The organism is Hwanghaeella grinnelliae (assembly GCF_004005845.1).
GTDB classification, from domain to species: Bacteria; Pseudomonadota; Alphaproteobacteria; order UBA8366; family Aestuariispiraceae; genus Hwanghaeella; species Hwanghaeella grinnelliae.
Map to the genome: position 1 here is coordinate 308,195 of NZ_SADE01000002.1, position 18,252 is coordinate 326,446.

Annotated in this window: 18 protein-coding genes, 1 tRNA gene and 1 pseudogene; 12 read left to right on the top strand and 8 right to left on the bottom strand. The window is 59.3% G+C overall.

Translation table 11 applies throughout. The features are described 5' to 3' along the window. Positions 1-146 precede the first annotated feature (146 nt). Both EOI86_RS12125 and EOI86_RS12130 read right to left on the bottom strand, forming a co-directional pair. Entirely contained in the window at positions 147-1,769 is a 1,623-nt protein-coding gene (locus EOI86_RS12125) for a flavin-containing monooxygenase (protein ID WP_127765467.1), read from the bottom strand. A 59-nt stretch (positions 1,770-1,828) separates the two neighbouring features. Next, a complete protein-coding gene (locus tag EOI86_RS12130; protein WP_127765468.1) occupies positions 1,829-2,878 on the bottom strand; it encodes a zinc-dependent alcohol dehydrogenase family protein in 1,050 nt (349 codons plus the stop codon). Positions 2,879-3,061: 183 nt separating this feature from the next. Between EOI86_RS12130 and EOI86_RS12135 the strand changes: the two genes are divergently transcribed. Together EOI86_RS12135 and EOI86_RS12140 are read left to right on the top strand one after the other, a co-directional pair. Next, complete coding sequence (locus tag EOI86_RS12135; protein WP_127765469.1) at positions 3,062-3,853, top strand: GntR family transcriptional regulator; 792 nt, start codon at positions 3,062-3,064, stop codon at positions 3,851-3,853. Positions 3,854-4,021: 168 nt separating this feature from the next. Next, entirely contained in the window at positions 4,022-4,345 is a 324-nt protein-coding gene (locus EOI86_RS12140) for a hypothetical protein (protein ID WP_127765470.1), read from the top strand. A gap of 209 nt (positions 4,346-4,554) precedes the next feature. On the opposite strand, the gene EOI86_RS12145 is transcribed toward EOI86_RS12140, so the two are convergent. Beyond that, positions 4,555-5,187, bottom strand: a complete 633-nt coding sequence (locus tag EOI86_RS12145; RefSeq protein WP_127765471.1) for a hypothetical protein — start codon at positions 5,185-5,187, stop codon at positions 4,555-4,557. Positions 5,188-5,462: 275 nt separating this feature from the next. On the opposite strand from EOI86_RS12145, the gene EOI86_RS12150 reads away from it, so the two are divergent. Then, positions 5,463-5,705, top strand: a complete 243-nt coding sequence (locus tag EOI86_RS12150) for a type II toxin-antitoxin system ParD family antitoxin (RefSeq protein WP_127765472.1) — start codon at positions 5,463-5,465, stop codon at positions 5,703-5,705. 115 nt (positions 5,706-5,820) lie between these two features. Then, complete coding sequence (locus tag EOI86_RS24950; protein ID WP_420810098.1) at positions 5,821-5,997, top strand: type II toxin-antitoxin system RelE/ParE family toxin; 177 nt, start codon at positions 5,821-5,823, stop codon at positions 5,995-5,997. A 277-nt stretch (positions 5,998-6,274) separates the two neighbouring features. Here the strand turns inward: EOI86_RS24950 and EOI86_RS24690 are convergent. The 3 genes and pseudogenes from EOI86_RS24690 to EOI86_RS12170 form a co-directional block, all read right to left on the bottom strand. Beyond that, positions 6,275-6,355 (bottom strand): annotated as a pseudogene (locus tag EOI86_RS24690) (ATPase); the annotation flags it as partial. Between the two features lie 154 nt (positions 6,356-6,509). Beyond that, positions 6,510-7,940 carry an HD domain-containing protein gene (locus tag EOI86_RS12165; RefSeq protein WP_127765473.1) on the bottom strand — a complete coding sequence of 477 codons (1,431 nt, stop codon included), beginning with the start codon at positions 7,938-7,940 and terminating at the stop codon, positions 6,510-6,512. Positions 7,941-7,976: 36 nt separating this feature from the next. Continuing rightward, a complete protein-coding gene (locus tag EOI86_RS12170; protein ID WP_205032185.1) occupies positions 7,977-9,047 on the bottom strand; it encodes a radical SAM protein in 1,071 nt (356 codons plus the stop codon). 384 nt (positions 9,048-9,431) lie between these two features. Here EOI86_RS12170 and tmk point away from each other — a divergent pair, with 384 nt between their 5' ends. Then, entirely contained in the window at positions 9,432-10,052 is a 621-nt protein-coding gene (gene tmk, locus EOI86_RS12175; RefSeq protein WP_127765475.1) for a dTMP kinase, read from the top strand. Positions 10,053-10,255: 203 nt separating this feature from the next. On the opposite strand, the gene EOI86_RS12180 is transcribed toward tmk, so the two are convergent. Both EOI86_RS12180 and EOI86_RS12185 read right to left on the bottom strand, forming a co-directional pair. Then, positions 10,256-10,331 (bottom strand) — tRNA-Ala (locus EOI86_RS12180). Between the two features lie 240 nt (positions 10,332-10,571). Next, positions 10,572-10,904 carry a TIGR02300 family protein gene (locus tag EOI86_RS12185; protein WP_127765476.1) on the bottom strand — a complete coding sequence of 111 codons (333 nt, stop codon included), beginning with the start codon at positions 10,902-10,904 and terminating at the stop codon, positions 10,572-10,574. A gap of 360 nt (positions 10,905-11,264) precedes the next feature. Between EOI86_RS12185 and aroA the strand changes: the two genes are divergently transcribed. From aroA to EOI86_RS12220, 7 genes are all read left to right on the top strand, one after another. Beyond that, positions 11,265-12,671 (top strand): 3-phosphoshikimate 1-carboxyvinyltransferase, encoded by a 1,407-nt coding sequence (aroA, locus tag EOI86_RS12190; RefSeq protein WP_127765477.1) that lies wholly within the window; start codon positions 11,265-11,267, stop codon positions 12,669-12,671. A gap of 32 nt (positions 12,672-12,703) precedes the next feature. Then, positions 12,704-13,330 (top strand): (d)CMP kinase, encoded by a 627-nt coding sequence (gene cmk / locus EOI86_RS12195; protein WP_127765478.1) that lies wholly within the window; start codon positions 12,704-12,706, stop codon positions 13,328-13,330. A gap of 219 nt (positions 13,331-13,549) precedes the next feature. Next, the gene (rpsA, locus tag EOI86_RS12200) at positions 13,550-15,247 is read left to right on the top strand and encodes a 30S ribosomal protein S1 (RefSeq protein WP_127765479.1); all 1,698 of its coding nucleotides are present in this window, start codon (positions 13,550-13,552) and stop codon (positions 15,245-15,247) included. A 337-nt stretch (positions 15,248-15,584) separates the two neighbouring features. Further along, the gene (gene ihfB, locus EOI86_RS12205) at positions 15,585-15,866 is read left to right on the top strand and encodes an integration host factor subunit beta (protein ID WP_127765480.1); all 282 of its coding nucleotides are present in this window, start codon (positions 15,585-15,587) and stop codon (positions 15,864-15,866) included. Between the two features lie 111 nt (positions 15,867-15,977). Next, positions 15,978-16,415: a lipopolysaccharide assembly protein LapA domain-containing protein gene (locus EOI86_RS12210; protein ID WP_127765481.1), complete on the top strand. Its 438-nt coding sequence runs from the start codon at positions 15,978-15,980 to the stop codon at positions 16,413-16,415. 36 nt (positions 16,416-16,451) lie between these two features. Further along, positions 16,452-17,768 carry an NAD(P)/FAD-dependent oxidoreductase gene (locus EOI86_RS12215; protein ID WP_127765482.1) on the top strand — a complete coding sequence of 439 codons (1,317 nt, stop codon included), beginning with the start codon at positions 16,452-16,454 and terminating at the stop codon, positions 17,766-17,768. 35 nt (positions 17,769-17,803) lie between these two features. After that, complete coding sequence (locus tag EOI86_RS12220; protein WP_127765483.1) at positions 17,804-18,178, top strand: hypothetical protein; 375 nt, start codon at positions 17,804-17,806, stop codon at positions 18,176-18,178. Positions 18,179-18,252 lie beyond the last annotated feature (74 nt).

Sequence of the window (18,252 nt, forward strand, 5' to 3'; positions counted from 1 at the left end):
GGCATAGCAATCCAGTCAGCACTATCCGCATTCGGGACGGAACTCGACGACGCCAGATGGCCGCGCATCGCATCGGCAGGAAAGCCTGGACCGCTATCGCTGTTTACCTTGCGTCCGGCAAACCGGTCGACGCCCATGCCGCGCCTCTATGAAAGCTTGAGCCCCCTGTAATCGTCGGCGGCAATCTCGTCGCAGACCTTGCGATAGGTGCCGACGCCGGCAACATACGGCATGAACACGCGCGGTTTTCCGGGAATATTCGCGCCGATATACCAGGAGTTGGCTTTCGGATAGAGCGTCGCGTCGGCAACCTCGTTGACGTGTGAAACCCAGTTCGTTTCCGCCTCCATATCCGCCTCGACACGATGAACCTGTCGCTCAACCGCAGTCTTGAGCAGGTCGGACACCCAATCGATGTGTTGTTCAATCGAGTGGATCATTTGGCTTTTGACGCTTGGGCTGCCAGGGCCGGTGACAATGAACATATTCGGGAACCCGGCGACCATGAGGCCGAGATAGGTCGTCGGGCCGCCGTTCCACTTGTCGGCGAGGCGCGTGCCATCGATGCCGCGAATGTCGATCTCGCGCAGTGCGCCCGTCATCGCATCGAAGCCGGTCGCGAAAACGATGGCGTCCAGCTCGAACTCCTGATCGGCCGTTCGCAGGCCCTTCGGGGTGATCTCCTGGATCGGTGCCGAGCGCACATCGACGAGCGAAACATTCGGGCGATTGTAGGTCTCGTAATAGCCGGTATCGAGGCAGAGGCGTTTCGTGCCGATCGGGTGATCCGTCGGTGTCAGCAGAGCGGCCACCTTGGGGTCTTTCACGGTGCTGCGGATCTTCTCGCGAACGAACTCGGCCGCGGTCTCGTTTGCCTCCTCGTTCACAAGGACGTCGCTGTAGCAGGTGAGGAAGCCGATGGTACCGCCCCGCTCCCAAAGCATCTCGTAATTCTTGCGACGCTCTTCCTCCGTGACGTCCAGTGCGGATTGGGTCGGCGCCGGATATCCCGATACGCCGAAGCCGGAATGGCGCGCTTCCTCGCGGCGTTTACGATAGTCCGCTTTGAAGGCGCTCTCGTGGTCGCGTTCCATGGGCCCGTTTCGCGCGGGCAGGCAATAGTTGGCGGTGCGCTGGAAGACGTGGAGGTGTTCGGCTTGCTGCGCTATCAGCGGAATCATCTGGATTCCCGAGGACCCGGTGCCGATTACACCGACACGCTTGCCGGTGAAGTCGACGCCTTCCGCCGGCCACATGCCGCTGTGGTACCACTTGCCCTCGAATGTATCGATGCCCTTGAAATCCGGTACGCGCGGCGTCGAAAGGTTGCCGGTCGCCATGATGCAGAAGCGCGCGGAGATTATCTGACCGTTGGATGCCTTCAGTATCCAGCGATTGATGTCGGTGTCGAAGGTCGCTTCGGTGATGTGGGTATTGAGCTGCACGTCGCGCATCAAGTCGAAGCGTTCGGCGACATGCTGGATATACGCCAGAATCTGCGGCTGAGTCGCGTAGCGCTCCGGCCAACGCCACTCCTGCTGCAGATCGTCGTCGAACGAGTAGGAGTATTCGAGGCTCTCGATATCGCAACGGGCGCCCGGATACTTGTTCCAAAACCAGGTGCCGCCGATCCCGCTGCCGGCTTCGAAGGCACGTGTCTTGAAGCCCAACCCCCGCATGCGATGGATGGCGTAGAGGCCGCCGAGGCCGGCGCCGATGATTGCGACATCGAGTTCGATTGCTTCCTGGACAGGGGTGACTTGGTTCATGGTAACCGCCCTTTCGCGCCGTGTTCTGGTTTAGGTGATTTGAGTTTTTCGCTGGGGCGCTACATCAGGAAGACGCCCTTGCCGGTGGTCTGCCGGTCGAACAATTTGTAGGCTTCATCGGCTTGATCGAGCTTCCAGCGGTGCGTGAAAAGATCGTCCACCTTGATCTTGCGATCGGCGACGAAGGTCGCGCACTCCGCCTGACCTACTGTCGAGAACGTCCACGAACCGATGATGGTGACCTGCCGGCGCAGCATGTCAGGGCTCACGTCCAGCGTGACCTGCCCGCCCTCGCCGACAAAACACGCCTTGCCCCAGGTCCGCACACTCTGAGCGGCTTGACGGCGCGCTTCCGACGACGACGAGGAATCGAGGGTCGCGTGTGCGCCGAGACCATGGGTCGCTTCGCGTATGGCGTCGACCGCGTTCGTCTCCGTCGGATTTATCAGAACATCCGCGCCAAACTCCTTCGCGCGGGCCAGTCGCTCGTTGCTGATATCGAGGGCGATCACGCGGGCGCCCATCGCGGATGCGAGTTGCGTCGCCGACAGCCCTACCGGTCCTTGACCGAAGATCGCAATCGTCTGGTCGCCGGTGAGGTCGAGGCGCTTGAGCGCCCCCCACGCCGTTCCCGTGCCGCATGAGATTGCAGCGCCGGTTTCGAAGGAGAGTTCATCCGGGAGGGTCACCAACGTACGGGCCGGCACGACCATATAGGGCGCATGAGCACCGTGACCGGTCAAACCATAGACCTCGGCAACGCCCTCATCGCAGAGTTGCATCCAGCCTGTCGAGCAGTGGGGGCAGACGCCGCAACCGCGATAATGATGCACCATCACCCGCTGGCCCACACGGGCTTCCCGCTCACTGACGCCACTTCCCACCGCTGCCACGAGACCGCACGGTTCATGGCCTGCAATGATGGCGCGCGTGCTTGAGAAGCCGAGCGACTTCGCCGCTTCACCAGGGGCCGCGCGGTAGAACTTCAAATCGCTCCCGCACATACCAGAGGCCTTGATTTCAAGCACGACTTCACCCGGTCCGGGGGTGGGATCCGCAAAGTCCTGGAACGCCACGCGCCTGTCACCGGCGAAAACTACGCCCTTCATGCATTCCTCCCGCACGGAGTGCAGCGCCTTGGAGCGAACACTCTCTTGTTGCCATTGGGGGCAGACTAACTTCAAAATGTCGACTGTCAACAATTTATCGATATCTGTCACTCGTTGACAATTTTGTGCGTTGTCGCCATTCCTCCCCACTCGCACGCGGGAGCACTGGATGATGGGGTTGGGATGATGGAATTGCCGGAAATCGTTCGTTCGCCGTCGCTCGCCGCCATGGCGAAGCGCCTTATTCAGGAGGCGATTTGGTCCGGCCAGCTGGCGCCCGGCGCGCATCTTGTCGAGACGGCCTTGGCCGAACAGTTCCAGATCAGTCGCGGTCCATTGCGCGAGGCGCTGAAGAGCCTAGCATCCGAAGGGCTCGTCGAATTCCATCCTGGGCGAGGCGCGTTCGTGGTCGACCCAACGCCCGAGCAATTGCAGGACATGATCATAATGCGCGCCGTCCTCGGGGGCATGGCGGGGCGCTATGTGACGGCCAAGGCTGACGCATCTGTTTTTGAGCGGCTCGAGGAATCGCTGGAAAAGATGCGCGCGGCAGTCGATCGAAATGACGAGAAGGGTTTCTTCGACGAGAATTGGGTGTTCTATGATATTCTCCATCGGGCATCGAACGAGTTCATCTTCCGCTCGTGGCACTCCCTTTATGGTCTGATCAACATCTACGTCCGACGACTGGGGCGTCCTTATGTCCCGCTGCACGCCACCCTGCGCGGTTACTATACATTCGTGGACCTTCTGAAGTCTGGAGATCCGGACGAGGCCGAAGCCGTCCTTCGCAGCCAGATGCTGCGCGTGGGTTTCATCGTTCTGAATCGCCCCATTCCGCCGATGCTGCACGCCTATGTCACGCGACGCGTTCTCGATGACGGTTCGGTCCAGCATTTCGATCCTGCTGCCGAACAACCGCAGGCGCCGTCGCAGGCGGCCGATAGTGAGAGACAGAGCAGACACGGAAGCTGAGTCGCTCCGCACGCGTTCTCCCTGCCGACCGGTATTGTGTCGTTCTTCGCAACGCGCTGGAAGGTGGAACACGAACTGCGGTAGACGCAGTTTCGCGACATCCTGCAAAAGCGGATCGAACTCTATCCCAGGCTCTGGTCCATCTGCATTCGTTATGAGACCAACTGGGTGATCGACGGCAAACCGAAGGACCGCGACTGGGCCCTGGCCTTTCTGGCTGAGTTGAACGCCTTCAATATCGACGGCGGTCTGTTCTTTACCGAAGAGCTGTATAACAGTTTCGGCGAGGTCAGGGCCGGCCTGCTGCGCGCCGTCGACGAAACCGGGCCGGGCGCGGTGGTCGCGCCCGCCCTTACCGACAAAATCCGTAAAGCGATCTATGGCTGGAAGGACGAGAAAGGCCGAACCGTTCCCGGCCTGTCCACCCATCTGAAAGACGACCTGGGCAGCTACCGCGCGACCACCTTGCAGCGCCGCCTTGCGCGGGAGTGAGGGGTTGGCCGGTGCCGTCATCAAGCCAAAGGGTGTTCCGGTGTCAGTTTACCTAGTTTGATGAACTAGTGATGTTTTTCCCGACTCGAAGGACGGACACGATGTTTAGTAAACCGTCACCTTAATCTGTCACCGTAATCCCTACGCGGTTTCCCTTCGGCGAGACGCGGGGGTTTGGGGGCAAGGCCCCCATTGAGCGGAGTACGATCTTATCCGTGAATACTCGGTATTTCCGGAATGGCTGTCACGAGGATGTCTCGCAGTTTTTCCGCTCTATCGACAGCTCTCGTGAGGCTCTCTTTCAGGTCGTCATCGTATTCCCCGGAGTGGGGAGCGTCCCGCGACCACATACTGTTGATCAATTCAATACGACCAAGGAGATGGGCAACCGTGCTGACTTGGTTCTCTGGTTGTGTATCGAGAAGTTCGAGATCACGCAGACGCTCAGGGATCTTGATTGGATCAAACGTCAAGGCTTCGTTTTCCGCTTTCTCGATATCGTTGAGGAGAAACCGCAGTTTCAGCAAGAGGGTGGTGATCTCTGCATAGATCAAAGCATTTCCTATGACTTGACGATTGATTCTCTTTCGGCGCTCTCGGCGTTCTTCAGCTCGGATTGGGAGCTTACTGATTATGTAAACAGATGCGGCTGTCCATACCGCCACCATCGTCGCCAAAAGTGCGCCGATGATCGTTTCAAATTTTCTTATTCGGTAAATCAAGCCGTCGGGCAGGTCGTAGAGGAGCAGGAATACTACTCCTGCAACACAAAATGCGGTCACTACGACTACGAGAACTGCAATTTGCAGTTCTATAGTCCGGTCTTGAGGATCCTCATCCATGAATCACCTTCGCGTTGTGCGTGGGAGGTGGTGCATGATCGATTTTTCATTGCTCCCTGTCCATTCTGCCGTCTCATGACAGGATAGGCGGCCTCGCAAAAGTCCCAGACATAAACTGCCAGTACCGAAGGCCAACACCGCTATGCGAATTACGGTGACAATTCAATTACAGTGACAGTTAACTTAATTTGAAAAAATACGCACCAGACACGGCATGCCTTTCTGGCATTGTACCAATATTTGGTATATGTTGATAATTGAAGGGAGTCTTCGCCATGCCACGAAACACATCGATCTCTTTAGGCGATCACTTTGCCGGGTTCATTGATGCGCAGGTTCAGTCCGGGCGCTATGGGTCGGCCAGCGATGTCGTCCGTGCGGGATTGCGCTTGCTTGAAGAGCACGAGGCAAAGGTAAGGGCGTTACAGGAAGCGCTAATCGTCGGCGAGCGATCGGGCGAGGCGAATCCCTTCGACGGCGAGGCGTTTCTGGAGAAGATGCACGGCAAGCACGGCTAAGATGGCGCGGCAATATAGATTCCGGCCTCTTGCGGAAGACGATCTGGAAGAAATCTAGCTCTATACACGCGAGAATTGGTCGCGCGAACAGGCCGACAAATACGTCCGGGACGTCATTTCCGTTATCGCCGACCTAGCCGTTGGGCGGAAGGAAGGTCGCAAAGTGGACATACGAGAGGGGTATATGAAGCAATCTGCCGGCGCGCACATTGTCTTCTACCACGTTGCGGACGACCACTTCGACATCGTCCGTATCCTGCATGGCCGGATGGACGTAGGACGACACCTATAGTCTCCGGCCCCGCAAACATCGCAACACTATTATGAAAAGTGGTGGTGGACCGGAGGGGACAAACATCGAACCAAATGTTTGAGATTTTGGTTGAATGGGAAAAATCACTTCAACCCGACTGCCATTTCTTGCATTGGCCTCAACCATGGTGTCAATCGGCACTAAGCATTGCTCCCCTATCGGCGTTGAATATCGACCTTATCGGTTTCACGATAAGCTGACCTGTGGCGGCGCAGCCCCCGAGTCACGCAGCCGGATCGGACCAGGGTGTTTCCAGCTAGGCAAGTGTCTTGAAGCGCCAGCTCTCGTTTCCGGATTCGACAATTTCGCTGTGGTGAGCGAGGCGGTCGAGGTGCGCAGCACCTCAACTCAAAAAGCGGACATCGGCATCCCTCTTGGCCATAGCTGAACTGACTTGGCCCAAGTAGGATAGAAATTAGGTTTGCGGGAGTGCGTTAGAGTAATGCCTGATCTGTCGTACACATTCAAACTTCGTTGGTCCGCAGACAATTCTAAGCGCCGTCCTTCAACTGCTCGTCCAGCCTGTCTCTCACTCCGGCACAAATGGCCGCCTCCAGGTGACCTCTAAGTCCTTCCTCAGCCTCGTCGTAATAAACGCGGTGGATACTGAACCGCGCTGCGCTGGCGACTATCGGCGAGATTGAAACGATATCTACGACCTTGCCACCAACTTCGACGTTGATTTGCTGGGGATCGCCGCCTTCTTTGTTGAGAGGCGTATAGAGCTTTCGGGGATAGTTGTCATAGTAACAAGACTCTGACCAAATTTTCGTTTGCTTCTGTAGATCCTCTGAGACCTTTTTGCATACTGCGTTGAGAACTTTCACTCGTGCACTTGCGTCGAGCGTCTTCATCTTCGGGTTGTCGGCTGCTGCGTCATCTGCATGCTTCCAGATGTCATGCATGGAGTAAAAATTTCGAGAAGCAATGCGAGTGGCAATCGTCTTGATCTCGCTGTCATCGGCTTCTTGAAAGAGATGCAGGGATCCCCAAAACAAACTGTCATCAAGCAAGAGCGCGTTTTCGAGATTGGCCGGATCTCGGAAGAAGCGAACTAGTGCGTGGTTTGCCGTCAGCCCCGCCTGTTTTTCATCATCCCCCGCGATGCGTTCGAAAACTCGGCTCATCAAGAGCGCAAACATGTACTCAATCCCGCGCGTACGCTTATGGAGATAGAGGGTCGGATACAACTGGAACAGCGTGACGGTGAATTGCTCAAGAGAGACGTAGGCTTTGCTGTCCACGTAGAGGAAGCGGCCGTTATCGCCATCGCTGACTTGGAAATTCCGCATGAGCCAGTCCAGGTCAATGCCGCCCGATGAAACCCCAGCGAAGTAGGGGTCGCGCTTTGCGTAGTCCAGACGATCAGCGTCGAGTTGGCCCGACACCAGTGATGTGTATATGCACTGCTTGTCCTTCTTAGAAATCATGTTCGCCACCATTTTGGGGAACCCAACGCCGCCCATTTTTTCGAGCGCACAGCCAATGGACGAATCTATGATAATCTGAGGGCTGACTTTCTCGTGGTCGACTGCGGCCATGAGCGGGCTGTCTTTCAGACCCGGATTGCGTATCGCATAAAGCCCCATCGCCTTTTCGAAGGCATGGCTGAACATTCCGTGGCCGATGTCGTGTAGGAGAGCCGCGGCGAGGCATGCCTTACCTTGTTGCGACCATTCACCCCTTTTTACGTCGGGCTCGACAATCGCCAGCAAACGTTTCGCCACGGCATAAACACCCAACGAATGAGCAAACCGTGAATGAGTGGCAGATGGGAATACGTGGTCAGAGAAGCCAAGTTGCTTAACGCGCCGCAACCGCTGAAAGTACGGATTCGAAAGCATGTTTTTGAGCTCAAGCTCAAACTGTCCCTCAAACTCGATCGAACCGTGGATCGGGTCCTTGATCATCTTTGTCTTCATTTATCTTCCTCAATCAAAAAATGCATTATTCAAATCTCAGCCCTGCGTGGCTTCAAAGTTGACGGTATCTTTAACTGTGAATGGCAGTAAGGCAGGATCGGAAGCCGCCACATCACAATCGAAGTCCTTCCGACTGTAATCGCGTGGGTAGTAAGAGAAGCTCTTCAGCGCAAAGTATGCATCTTGGTCCATAAAATGGCGGCTAATGGCGAGACTCGCCGCCTCTGCTTCTTCTGCGGGGAACTCCGGGCTCAGATGCATAGCTGTGATGCCGGACGATGCAGCAGCGCGTTTATTGACCGGACGCGCCCCGAGTCTTCGCCACTCCTCTATCAGAGCGTCGGCCGTCTTGGGCGGCCCGTACGCGAGCACTGGGCCCACAGAAACGCCCGCGACTGCATCTCGCCGATCATCGAGCCACGCGGTGGTCTCTTCAAGGGTTTCTTGCGTCTCACCGGCATAGAGCAGCACATTAACCTTGGCCTTCACTCCGTTGTCACGGCAAGCCACCAAGAGATCGGAAGCCGCAGAAAGATAGCGTTGAGGATCATCCGCCTTCTTCATTGCCAGGATTTGCTGAGGAGAGGCAGCCTCGAGCCCGAGGTCGATGACTCGCAGCCCCGCCCAGGCGAGCCGCTCAAGGGTTTGGGGTTTCATCACATCGACTCGGGTTTCCGTACGCCATGAGATATCAAGGCCAAGTTTGTGCATCTCTTTTGCGAAACCAGCCGCCCATCGGGCATTCGGAAGAAACATCGATGATTGGAGGTAAGGGCGGATTTCCTCGCCGTCGTATTGCTCGCGGACACGAGCCATCGATGCCGCCAATGCGATACCGTTGCCAAGTTTTTCAACCTTTATGTCACGCTCTTCACAGAACACACAGCCCATGCCGCAGCCACGCGACGCCTCAATGCTCGGTTGATACCTGCGAAATCCATCCACCAAGCGATGGTTGAGTGTGAAACCCGGCGTTGGCTCGGCGACGCGGCTGAGTACGGGGCTTTCCGTCAGGAGCCGCTCGATAACGCCTTCGCTGAGGCCAGGGGCGAGCACATTGGCTTCCGGCAAAATGCCTCGAAGCCATTGAGGGTCGGGGCCAACCACCCAACGGCCTCCTACCACGATCCGACAGTTGGGGTCGGAAGCTCTAGCGAGCCTGCAAAACGCCTGAGCCCAAGAAAGGGCGTAATAGCTCGGAATCGAGATCATAAGCGGGTAGGTCGATGGAAATTGACCGGACTCCCTCAACTGCCCGAACACCTCTGCGGGAGTGCGATGCTCCCCGTGGAGCAGAGCTACGCAATAACCAGACCGTTCGAGTTTGGTGGCTAGAGACAGTGCGCCATAGTTTAAGTACAGTTGACGGCGAGCCAATGCATGGTCCCGCTTTTTGGGAGAGAGCATTCCAGCAGAAACGAAAGTGACAATATTTGATCTATACATTCGGTCCGCCACTTAGAGTTAGAAAGCAATACATAGGGGGATAACATGCCCTTTATAAGTATCGAAGGCATCGATGGCAGCGGAAAAACATTGCAGAGCCGACTTCTAGCCGCCGCTCTTCGCAAGATAGATATTAAGGTGATTGAGACGAAGGAGCCGGACCGCGGTTCTATCGGTGCCGAAATCCGTTCGATCTTGGTGACGGATCGGACCGCGAAGCTTTCTCCACTTGAGGAACTTCTGTTGATTTCAGCGGCAAGAGTGAGCCATTTGGACGGCGTGATCCGGCCAGCCCTCGACGCCTCTGAATGGGTCGTCTGTGACCGCTTCCTTGATTCAACATACGCGTTTCAGGTGCATAAAACAGACGTGCCCGAGCGGCTCTACAAGGAGATTTCATCTGTGGTTGTAGGGCAAACCATGCCAGATCTGACGTTCATTTTGGACATCGACCCAGTGACAGCACTCGAAAGACGCTCTCAACGCGGCGAGGCTGCCGATCGGGATCCTTCAGAAGCCACACGGGACTTTTCCCGGATTCGGGAGGGCCTGCTAGTGGTGGCGAAGCGGTATCCCGAAAGGTGCCGCGTGATTGATGCAAAGCGCCCGGCCAGTGAGGTTGCCGACCTGATCCTTTTCGAATTGAAACGGTCTACTTTACTGTGACGGAGCGGGTTAAGGTGACAATCCACTATATAGATTTTTGCAACGGTCCGCGGCATTGAAGGGTATGGCCAGACTATCCCGCGTCGTTCTTCCCGGGTTGCTGTAAGAGTTTGTTTTATTGGAGTGTCGAACCGCCAACGCGGTGTGTTCGCCTAAAAGGCGCGGCGTGATTTTCTGCCTGCACTTAATATCTTATGAAGATTTGGTGGAGCCGAGGGGAATCGAACCCCTGACCTCTACAATGCCATTGTAGCGCTCTCCCAACTGAGCTACGGCCCCATCCGGGCGATCATGCAGGGCTGAACGCCTGCTTTCGCCATTGTCGCGGTCCCTTTGGGTGGGGACCGGTGCCTCGCTTCCGCGCCGTTTTCACAACGCCGCTGAAGCGGTTGCGGGCGGTGTTATAAGCCTTCCCGCCGGTGGTGCAAGCGTTAATCGCGCCTTGGCCCGACCCTGACTTGGTTCAGGCCCCACCGTCGCCCGATCCGGCCCATCGGAATGGGCCGGGCCCGGCAAACATCATGTGTCGTCGTCGTCGTCCTTGCTGGCAACGCCCGGCACGTCATCATCGTCGTCCAGGTCGCTGGTGTCTTCCAGCACGTCCTCGTCATCGTCATCCAGATCGACTTCGAGATCCGTATCGTCGTCGGTCTTCTCGACCTCTTTCTTCACTTCCTTCGCCGGCTTGTCGTCATTCGCCGGGGCGGAACGGCCGCGCTTCAGCTTCATCGCCGATTCAGGGTCGAATTCCGCACCGCAGGCCGGGCAGAGGATCGGATTCTTTTCCAGGTCGTAAAATTTCGCGGAACAACTAAGGCAGGTCCGCTTGATACCCAATTTCGGTTTGGCCAAAACTCATCTCCTAGAATTTCGATCGGGAAATTCGATCGGGGAAATTCGATCGGTCGCGATCACGCGCCCCGCGCCCGACCCGCTTCGCCGCCCATCCGGGACAGCGTCTATTCAAGATATCACGCAATGCTGGCCGCGGCTTTTGCCAATTTCCGGCCAGCCTGTCAAAAGCTAAATCAGCCCAACCGACAATGGGGTCGGCACCGGTGCAGGCAATGGGCCGGCAATAGATAGGGCATATCCGGGACCGACGGAAGAGCCCATGGAGACCGGCCCGCCGCGCGCTGAACGGGTGACGCCGGGGAACCGGCATGCTAGAGGGGCGCGCCAAGCCCTTATCCGACCCGCATGAGAGTCGTCATGACCGCCCAAATATCCGCCCTTAACGGCACCGCTGAAACCGACCCCGCCAGCCCGGTCACCGCAAGACCGGTCATCGCCAAACCCGGCGGCCCCTTGCGGGGCACGGTGAAGGTGCCCGGGGACAAGTCGATTTCCCACCGCGCGGTGATGTTCGGCGGCCTGGCCGTGGGCGAAACCCGCATTCTGGACGTGCTGACGGGCGAGGATGTGGTGCGCACCGCCGAAGCCTTTCGCGCGCTGGGCGCGTCGGTGGATATGGAAGCCGACGGCAGCTGGCGAGTCCGCGGCGTCGGCATCGGCGGGCTGACCGAACCGGCCAACGTTCTGGACATGGGCAATTCCGGCACCGCGGCGCGGCTGCTGCTGGGCGTGCTGGCGGGCCACGGCATCACCGCTTTCCTGACCGGGGACGGGTCGCTGCGCAAGCGGCCGATGAACCGCGTGACCGTGCCGCTGGCCCTGATGGGCGCGCAGTTCACAACCCGCAGCGGCGGGCGCCTGCCGCTTGCCATCACCGGCAAGGATGAACCGGTGCCGATCGAATACGAATTGCCGGTGGCCTCCGCCCAGGTGAAATCAGCCGTATTGCTGGCGGGCCTGGCGGCGCGCGGAGCGACCACGGTGATCGAACCGCAAGCGACGCGCGACCATACCGAACGCCTGCTGCGCCATTTCGGCGCCACGGTGACGGTGGAAGAGCTTGAGACGGGCGGCCGCCGCATCACGGTCACCGGCCAGCCGGAGCTGACCGCCCCGAAACAGCCGATCCGCGTGCCCGCTGATCCCAGTTCCGCCGGGTTCCCGGTCGTCGCCGCGCTGATCGCGGAAGGCTCGGAAATAAGCCTGCCGTCGATCGGCCTGAACGAAACGCGGACGGGACTTTACACCAGCTTGCAGGAAATGGGCGCCGATATCGTCATCGCAAACCGCCGGGACGAAGGCGGCGAGCCGGTCGGCGATTTTACGGTGAAGACCTCCGCCCTGAAGGGGATCGAGGTGCCGCCGGAACGCGCGCCCAGCATGATCGACGAATACCCGATCCTGGCCGTCGCCGCCGCCTATGCGGAGGGCAAGACCGTGATGCGCGGCATCCACGAATTGCGGGTCAAGGAATCCGACCGCCTGGCCGCCGTCGCCGCCCTGCTGCGGGAAAACGGAGTCACGGTCGAGGATGGCGATGACTGGATGATCGTGCACGGCACGGGGGGCTCCAACGGCCAGGGTGTGCCGGGGGGCGGCACGGTGGAGACCCATCTGGACCACCGTATCGCCATGAGCGCGCTGGTGCTGGGCCATGCGGCGCAAAACCCGGTGCGGATCGACGACGGCAACGCGATCGGGACGAGTTTCCCGGGTTTCATCGAGCTGATGAACGGGCTGGGCGCCGATATTTCGACCGATTAGAGCAACACGCAGAAACAGGACACGACGACACGATGACGGTAATCGCAGTGGATGGCCCGGCGGCCAGCGGCAAGGGAACTCTGGCGCGGAAATTGGCGGCCCATTTCGGATACGACTATCTGGACACCGGCAAGCTGTACCGCGCGGTCGGCCTTGCGGTCTTGAATGCGGGCCAGGACCCGTCGGACGCCGACGCCGCCCTGGCGGCCGCGCAATCCATCGATCCGGCGCGGCTGGACGACCCGGCGCTGTCCGGTGACGACGCGGCCGCGGCGGCCTCGAAAGTCGCCGCCATCGGGCCGGTTCGCGCCGCCTTGAAGGACTTTCAACTGGCCTTCGCGGGCCGGGAACCGGGGGCCGTATTGGATGGCCGCGACATCGGCACGGTGATCTGCCCCGACGCGCCGGCCAAGCTGTTCGTGACCGCCACGGTGGAGGTCCGGGCAGAAAGACGCCACAAGGAATTGCTTTCCCGTGGGGAAGACAGTATATACGCGCGCGTTCTGCAGGAGTTGAAGGAACGGGACGAGCGCGACACAAGCCGCGCCGACGCGCCCCTTCGCCCCGCCGATGACGCCCAAGTGCTGGATACCAGCGCGATGACGATCGAGGAGGCCTTTGCGGAGGCGTTGAAGATCGTGGAAGGGCGCCTCGCTTAGCAGAGGCTGGTTTTACCCGCTGAGTATTTTAGAGCGGCAGGACCCCCAAATGTTCGTCATTGGGGGGGTCCCTTTTGGTACGCCTTGCGTTCGAGCCTCGCGCCGCAAGGTTATTCGGCTTTTTAACGCTGCCCGCGGTGGGCGCGGCCGAATTACGGGGCAAGACCACCGGAGACAACCGGTTGGCAGGAACACGACACGTGAAAGGATTTTCCACATATGAGTTCCGAGACGGTTAAAGAAAGTTTTGCCGACCTGCTGGAAGAGTCATTCGGCTCCCAGTCCAGCATCGTTGGCACGGTCGTTAAAGGGACGGTTATTTCCGTCGATAACGACATGGCGCTGATCGACGTCGGTCTGAAGGCCGAAGGTCGCGTCGCGCTGAAGGAATTCGGTGCCCCGGGCGAGCCCGCCAATCTGCAGCCCGGCGACACGGTCGAAGTTTTCGTCGAACGTCTTGAAGACCGCAACGGCGAGTCGGTTCTGTCCCGCGAACGCGCAAAGCGCGAAGAAGCCTGGACCAAGCTGGAAGAAAGCTATGCGGCGACCGAACGCGTCACCGGGTCGATCTTCGGCCGGGTCAAGGGCGGTTTCACTGTCGACCTGGGCGGCGCCGTGGCGTTCCTGCCGGGCAGCCAGGTGGACATCCGTCCGGTCCGCGACGTCACCCCGCTGATGAACACCCCGCAGCCGTTCCAGATCCTGAAGATGGACCGCAGCCGCGGCAACATCGTGGTCTCGCGCCGTGCGGTTCTGGAAGAAACCCGTGCGGAACAGCGCAGCGAGCTGATCGAGAACCTGAAGGAAGGCATGGTGCTGGAAGGTGTTGTGAAGAACATCACCGATTACGGCGCCTTCGTCGATCTGGGCGGTGTCGACGGTCTGCTGCACGTCACCGACATCTCGTGGAAGCGCATCAACCATCCTTCGGAAGTCCTCACCTTCGGCGAAACCGTCAAGGTTCAGGTCATCCGCTTCAACGCCGAAACCCAGCGCATCAGCCTGGGCATGAAGCAGCTTGAAGCCGATCCCTGGGAAGGCGTCGAAGCCAAGTACCCGCTGGGTGCGAAATTCGTCGGCACGGTCACGAACATCACCGATTACGGCGCGTTCGTTGAGCTGGAGCCGGGCATCGAAGGCCTGGTCCACGTTTCCGAAATGTCCTGGACCAAGAAGAACGTCCACCCCGGCAAGATCATTTCGACCAGCCAGGAAGTGGAAGTCATGGTGCTGGATATCGATCCCGCCAAGCGCCGGATCAGCCTGGGCATCAAGCAGTGCCTGAGCAATCCGTGGGAAGACTTCGCGGCACAGCATCCGGTCAACACCGAAATCGAAGGCGAGATCAAGAACATCACCGAATTCGGTCTGTTCGTCGGTCTGGCGGGCGAAATCGACGGCATGGTTCACATGTCCGACATCTCCTGGGAAAAATCCCCGGAAGAAGCGCTGGGTGACTTCAACAAGGGCGACATGGTCAAGGCCAAGGTCCTCGATATCGACACCGACAAGGAACGCATCAGCCTGGGCATCAAGCAGCTGGGCAGCGATCCCTTCGCCGATGCGATGGGCGAGATCAAGAAGGGTGCGGTTGTCACCTGTGTCGTCAGCAAGGTCGTCGACAACGGTGTCGAAGTTCTGGTCAACGACGCCATTCCGGGCTTCATCCGGAAAGCCGACCTCAGCCGCGATCGTTCCGAACAGCGCCCCGACCGCTTCGCCCAGGGCGAAAAGGTCGATGCCAAGGTCACGGCGATCGACAAGGCTTCCCGCAAGCTGACGCTTTCCATCAAGGCCTTCGAACAGGCTGAAGAAAAAGAAGCGATGGCGAACTTCGGCAGCTCCGACTCCGGGGCGTCGCTCGGCGACATCCTGGGTGCGGCTCTGCAGCGCCAGCAGGACGGCGACAAAGAGTAAACGTCTTCACGGGACACGGGGCGGCGTTACCGCGCAGCCGCCGCGTCCCGCGGCGATTGGGATCACCCGCCGGCGGCAAGCTTGCCCCGGCGGGTTTTTCTTTGCAGATAAATGCGTTGTATCGGTTTCTGCCGCTTGACGCGAAACCTGGGACGCGGCAACCTTTTGCCAACTTAATGAATTCTTTGGGTCGCCTCGGCGTGCCGACAGCCGGAAGTTTCCGGTCAAGGTCGGCAGGATATTGGCCGGGCTGATCCGGTTAGAGTGCACCGGAAACAGTCCGCATGCCTTGCCTTGGGAAGACTTTGAGGTCGGCAGCGTAGATCAGGGGGTACTGATGACACGGTCCGAGTTGATCGCGACAATCGCGCAACGGAACCCGCACTTGTACCATCGGGACGTGGAACGGATCGTCACCACCATCTTCGAGGAAATCTCCTCGGCGTTGGCCAGTGGTGACAGGGTCGAGCTTCGCGGCTTCGGTGCGTTTTCGGTCAAGCGCCGCGGGGCGCGTGTCGGCCGTAACCCGCGCACCGGCGCGTCGGTTTCGGTTGAGGCGAAGGCCGTTCCGTTCTTCAAGACCGGCAAGCAATTGCGGGAACGGCTGAACGGCGAATAACGCTGTAGCCGTGTCCGACCCGCGGGGTGCTTCAACTGCCCGCGCGGTTTACCATTGGGCCACGGCGACCGGACGGACCGGCGCTTGGTTGCTCCTAATCCGAGGGTCGAGATGCGTTACCTCTATTGGCTTTTCCTTTTGGTCCTGGCCGCCCCGGCGGTGGTCTTCGCCCTGTCGAACCAGGAAACGGTCATCGTTCAGATCTGGCCGCTGCCCTTTGAAATCCCGATCGTCACCTATCTTCTGGTCTTCATTCCCTTCCTTGTCGGTTTTCTGGTCGGTGGGGTCATCGCGTGGTTCGGCGCGGGGCGGAAGCGCGCCCGCGACGCACGGCGCAAGACGGATGAGGCGGAACGCAGGGTCCGCCAATTGGAACAGGAACTGACGGTCGCCCGTTCCGAACAATCCCGGGCGGGTCAATCACCAGCCGAACCATCACGGACCGATCAGGCCAAGCTGGGACATTCTAGCGCGGATTCCCGTCAGACCTTGCCCGCCCGCATCGAAGACGATACAGCCGATAAGGATAAGGGCCGCGCAGCGGCCTGACCTTTCACGAACGGCTTTGTTGGGAGTAATCCGGAAATGAGTGACACGGTTGTTGGGCCCGTCGATGCCATCATCATCGGCGCCGGCGTAATCGGTGCTGCGGTAGGCTACGAATTGGCCAAGAAGGGTTGGAAGACCCTCAACATCGACAAGAACTCGGTTGCCGGTTACGGATCGACCAGCGCCAGCTGCGCCATCATCCGGGTCCACTACTCCACCTATGACGGCTGCGCCATCGCCTATGAAGGCTTCAAATACTGGGAAAGCTTCCCGGAATACCTGGAAGCGCAGCCGGGTGAGACCCTGGCGGAATTCGTCCAGTGCGGCTGCATGGTCTACAAGGTCGACGCCAACAACAAGGCGGAGACGATCATCGCCCGCGCCCGCGATCTGGGCGTGCCGCTGGAAGAATGGACGCCCGAGCAAATCAAGGAACGCATGCCCTTCGTCGATACCAGCCGGTTCACCCCGGCGCGGGCGCTCGACGATCCGGATTTCGGCAAGAAAGCCGGCGGTGAAATCTATGGCGCCGTCTATTTCCCGACCGCCGGCTATGTGAACGATCCGCAATTGTCGGCCCAAAACATCGCCGCCGCGGCGGCGCGCAAGGGCGGGCAATTCCTGTACAACGCCACGGTTTCGGAAATCCTTCAGGAAGACGGTCGCGCGGTCGGCGTGAAACTGGCCGACGGCAGCGAGATCCGCGCCAAGGTCGTCGTCAACGTCGCCGGGCCGCATAGCGCCAAGATCAACGACATGGCCGGCGTCACCGACGGGTTCAACATCAAGGTCGGCGCGCTGAAACAGGAAGTCTCCCATGTGCCGGCGCCGGCGGGCTATGAAATGGGCAAGAACGCGCATGTGATTTCCGACAGCGACATTTCCGTCTACAGCCGGCCGGAAAAGGGCAACTTCGTGCTGATCGGGTCCGAGGACCCGGAATGCGATCCGCGTATTTTCGTCGATCCGGACGATTGGGACGACAGTTTCAGCGACCAGTGGAAGGTCCAAGTCTATCGTCAGGCCCAACGCTATCCGGAACTGCCGGTCACCTCGCCGGTGCGCGGCGTCACCGCGCTTTACGATGCGTCCGACGACTGGATTCCGATCTATGACAAGACCGACCTGCCGGGCTTCTATGTCGCCATCGGCACCAGCGGCAACCAGTACAAGAACGCGCCTGTCGCCGGGAAGCTGATGGCCGAACTGATTGAAAAGGTCGAGGCCGGCCACGATCATGACGCGGACCCGATCCAGTTCCATCTGGACAATGTCGACGTGGATGTCAGCCTTGGGTTCTATTCGCGCAAACGCGAAATCAATACGGAAAGCAGCATGTCCGTGCTGGGCTAACCGTACGAAAAATACATCGGAGAGGAGACGGCATCATGATCATCGCAGTGGTTCAAATCCCACTTGAGGGACCGAAACGCCCGCGTGACGATGTCGTCGCCATCTCCCTGAAATCGGCCGATGAAATCTTCCGGAACGTGAAGGGCCTGCGCCAAAAGTTCTATCTGAACGGCGACCAGGGCGGCGGCGGGATCTATTTCTTCGAGACCCGAGAGGACGCGGAAGCCTGGTTCCATGACGGCTGGGCCGATTGGATGGAAAGCCGCTTCGGCGCCCGCCCGACGCTGGCCCTCTACGACAATCACGTCGTGCTCGATAACGGGGCCGGCGAGGTCCGCGTCGACGGCAAGCCGGTGCCTTTCCCGTCCGAAGCGAGCGGGACCCGAGGGACACAGCTTTCGCCCGCATGATTTATGCGTGGCGTGTCTGCCGCCGCGGCGCTATCAAGCGCGTATGAACGGAAACCATCGACGGCTTCAGCCTC

Bases quoted from the DNA above. Each gene is read 5' to 3' on its own strand.
- ihfB (WP_127765480.1), top strand. From the start codon at position 15,585: ATGACACGGTCCGAGTTGATCGCGACAATCGCGCAACGGAACCCGCAC.
- EOI86_RS12150 (WP_127765472.1), top strand. From the start codon at position 5,463: ATGCCACGAAACACATCGATCTCTTTAGGCGATCACTTTGCCGGGTTC.
- rpsA (WP_127765479.1), top strand. From the start codon at position 13,550: ATGAGTTCCGAGACGGTTAAAGAAAGTTTTGCCGACCTGCTGGAAGAG.
- EOI86_RS12130 (WP_127765468.1), bottom strand. From the start codon at position 2,878: ATGAAGGGCGTAGTTTTCGCCGGTGACAGGCGCGTGGCGTTCCAGGAC.
- EOI86_RS12135 (WP_127765469.1), top strand. From the start codon at position 3,062: ATGATGGAATTGCCGGAAATCGTTCGTTCGCCGTCGCTCGCCGCCATG.
- tmk (WP_127765475.1), top strand. From the start codon at position 9,432: ATGCCCTTTATAAGTATCGAAGGCATCGATGGCAGCGGAAAAACATTG.
- EOI86_RS12220 (WP_127765483.1), top strand. From the start codon at position 17,804: ATGATCATCGCAGTGGTTCAAATCCCACTTGAGGGACCGAAACGCCCG.
- EOI86_RS12125 (WP_127765467.1), bottom strand. From the start codon at position 1,769: ATGAACCAAGTCACCCCTGTCCAGGAAGCAATCGAACTCGATGTCGCA.
- cmk (WP_127765478.1), top strand. From the start codon at position 12,704: ATGACGGTAATCGCAGTGGATGGCCCGGCGGCCAGCGGCAAGGGAACT.
- aroA (WP_127765477.1), top strand. From the start codon at position 11,265: ATGACCGCCCAAATATCCGCCCTTAACGGCACCGCTGAAACCGACCCC.
- EOI86_RS12215 (WP_127765482.1), top strand. From the start codon at position 16,452: ATGAGTGACACGGTTGTTGGGCCCGTCGATGCCATCATCATCGGCGCC.
- EOI86_RS12210 (WP_127765481.1), top strand. From the start codon at position 15,978: ATGCGTTACCTCTATTGGCTTTTCCTTTTGGTCCTGGCCGCCCCGGCG.
- EOI86_RS12145 (WP_127765471.1), bottom strand. From the start codon at position 5,187: ATGGATGAGGATCCTCAAGACCGGACTATAGAACTGCAAATTGCAGTT.
- EOI86_RS12165 (WP_127765473.1), bottom strand. From the start codon at position 7,940: ATGAAGACAAAGATGATCAAGGACCCGATCCACGGTTCGATCGAGTTT.